The sequence below is a fragment of the Pseudoduganella sp. RAF53_2 genome (assembly GCF_052113985.1).
Taxonomy (GTDB): Bacteria; Pseudomonadota; Gammaproteobacteria; order Burkholderiales; family Burkholderiaceae_D; genus Rugamonas.
The window spans coordinates 1-2,645 of record NZ_JBFRDW010000750.1; the positions used below are offsets into that span (position 1 = coordinate 1).

A 2,645-nucleotide genomic window follows, 5' to 3' on the forward strand; every position below is an offset into this window, starting at 1 on the left:
GGCTACGGAATTGTTCGGTCGCCGCCATCAGGGCGCGGCTGATGCCCTGCTCCATCGCGCCATGGCCGGCGTCCGGGATCATGTTCAGCACGGAACCTGGCAGCGCCTTGTGCAGGCGCCATGCGGTGACCGGCGGGCAGATCACGTCGTAGCGGCCCTGCACGATCACGGCCGGCAGATGCGCGATACGGCTGGCGTTATTCAGGAGCTGGTCCGGTTCGAAGAAACCGAGGTTGGCCATGTAGTGCGATTCCATGCGGCCCACGCCCAGGTCCAGCGTGTCCGAAGGCGCTTCTTCCGGCTGCGGCAGCAGAAACACGCGGCGGCCTTCGAATTTGCTCCAGGCGCGCACGGCGGGCCAGTGCACTTGCGGGTCCGGGTCCATGATGCGGGTGACGTAAGCCTGCAGCAGGTTGGTACGCTCCGCTTCGGGGATCGGCGCGATGAACTCGTCGTAGATCTCGGGGTGGAACCATGCGGAGCCGCCCAGGAACCAGTCGATCTCCTGCTGCGTGCAGAGGAAGATGCCGCGCAGGACGAAGCCAAGGCAGCGCTCCGGATGCGCTTCGCCGTAGGCCAGCGCCAGCGTGGAGCCCCAGGAGCCGCCGAATACCAGCCACTTGTCGATGCCGAACAGTTCGCGCAGGCGTTCGATGTCCTGGATCAGCAGCTGGGTAGTGTTGTTGCGCACATCGCCCAACGGCGTGGATTTGCCCGCGCCGCGCTGATCGAACAGGATCACGCGATAGTGGTCCGGATTGAAGAAGCGGCGGTGCTGCGGCGACAGGCCGGCGCCCGGACCGCCGTGCAGGAACACCACGGGAATGCCGTTCGGGTTACCCACCTCTTCCCAGTAAATCGTATGTATTTCATCGACGGCCAGCATGCCGCTATTGCGCGGCGCGATGGGCGGGAACAGGTGGGACAACGGATCGGACATGGTGTGCCTTAGAAGAAGGTGTTGATTGCGTGCTGCACATTGTACTGGTCGTCCACCACCAGCATCAGCTGCCACTTGTCGAACGTGGTGCAGGGGTGGGAGATGCCGCAGCCGACCAGGTCACCGACTTTCAGGTCCGGCGACGTGCCTTCCGGCCAGCGCAGGTAGGCGTGCTGGTCGTTCATCTTCACGATTTCACAGCCTGGCGGCAGCGCGCTGGCTTCGGCTCTTGCGCCGGGACGGTGCTGGTACAGCGCGCGCGGCAGGCCGATGTCGTGCGACGCATCGCGCTTGCCCATCGACAGAATCGCCAGATTCGGTTCGGGACGCGACAGCACAACGCTCCACACTTCCAGTGCCGGTTGCAGGCCTCCCTGGGTTTTGCCTTCCCGTTTGCCGATCTCGCGGATGGCTTCCTCGTACGTGCCGTGGTCATTGGTCAGATAGCAGCCGCTGCGCAGGACCGGCAGCACCGGCTTGCTGGCGTCCAGTTTGCGGATGCCACGTGCAACCAGATCGAAGAAGGCCGAACCGCCAGCGGAGATGATGATTTGTTCGCCGCCGAACAGCTTCTCTTCATCGGCCTGGCGCAGCAAGGCGACCATCTTTTGCAGAAATTCATTGACCGCTTGCGTGTCGGACGCGAGGCCTTCGTAGCCCTCCATGCCCGCCAGTTGCAGACCGGGCGCTTGCGATACCGCGCGCGCTACGGCCAGCACGTCTTCGGCCGCGCGCACACCGGCGCGCTTGCCCTGCATGCCCAACTCCACCAGCAGCGGCAAGGGCCGCGGCAATCCGCTGGCCTGCACAGCTTTCGACAAACGCTCAACGCCTTCGATCGAATCGACCAGCGCGTAGAACTCGAAGCCTGCGTCGTCGCGCATCAACTGCAGCACGGCTTTGATATCAGCCGGTGCCACCAGTTCATTGGCCATGATCACGCGGCGCACGCCAAAGCGCGCGGCGATCTGCACCTGATACGCCGTCGCCAGCGTGATGCCCCAGGCGCCGTTGCCAAGCTGGGCGCCGAACAGCTGCGGGCTCATGGTGGTCTTGCCGTGCGGCGCAAGCATCACGCCGTATTGATCGCAGAAGGCGCGCATCCACTGCAGGTTGTGCTGCAATGCGGACTGCTTCAGCACAGCGACCGGGAAGCCGGTGTCGGCGTTGAGGATGTTCCAGTTCTGCAGGCCGATCATGTGCTGGCGCAGCGGCTCAATGATCGGCAAGCCTTTGGTGCCGGGCTGCAGGACTTGATCGTCCAAGGCGGCCAGCGCCAGGCCGCCGTCTGGCAAAGTGTTCATACGATTTCCTTCGGTCGATATCCCGGCTATTTTAGTGCCACAGACCGAGAATCAGGCCGAACAGGACGAATTGAACAGTGTGGTAGCCGCCATCGATCAGCCACAGCTTGAAGGATCGGTTGGCGAACAGGTAGTTGATGCCGAAACTGGTCGCGGCGATGCCGAAGCCCGCCAGCAGGCCCGATTTCAGCGCAAGGCCGAGTGCCGGCGCCGCGCCCAGCCAGTAGGCGAAGCAGAATGCCGCGATCAGCGAGAACACGAAAGCAGTGCCGAACACCTTGGCCGGATGCCCTTCCTGCTTCACGCCACCATTTTCCGCATTCCAGACGGCGCCAAACAGCTTGGGCGAATACCACAAGCCGCCCAGCATGAAGCTCGACACGGCCGCCACGAGAATAGCC

The 2,645-nt window shown here is 63.7% G+C and carries 3 protein-coding genes; all 3 read right to left on the reverse strand.

What is annotated here, in order from left to right; genetic code table 11:
• Window positions 1-940: prolyl aminopeptidase (gene pip / locus AB4Z11_RS28905; protein WP_442029268.1), on the reverse strand; the 940-nt coding region annotated here is incomplete at its 3' end.
• An 8-nt stretch (window positions 941-948) separates the two neighbouring features.
• The gene (locus AB4Z11_RS28910; protein ID WP_442029269.1) at window positions 949-2,244 is read right to left on the reverse strand and encodes an amino acid deaminase; all 1,296 of its coding nucleotides are present in this window, start codon (window positions 2,242-2,244) and stop codon (window positions 949-951) included.
• Between the two features lie 31 nt (window positions 2,245-2,275).
• A partial coding sequence (locus AB4Z11_RS28915; RefSeq protein ID WP_442029270.1) for a DUF1761 domain-containing protein occupies window positions 2,276-2,645 on the reverse strand: 370 nt, incomplete at its 5' end.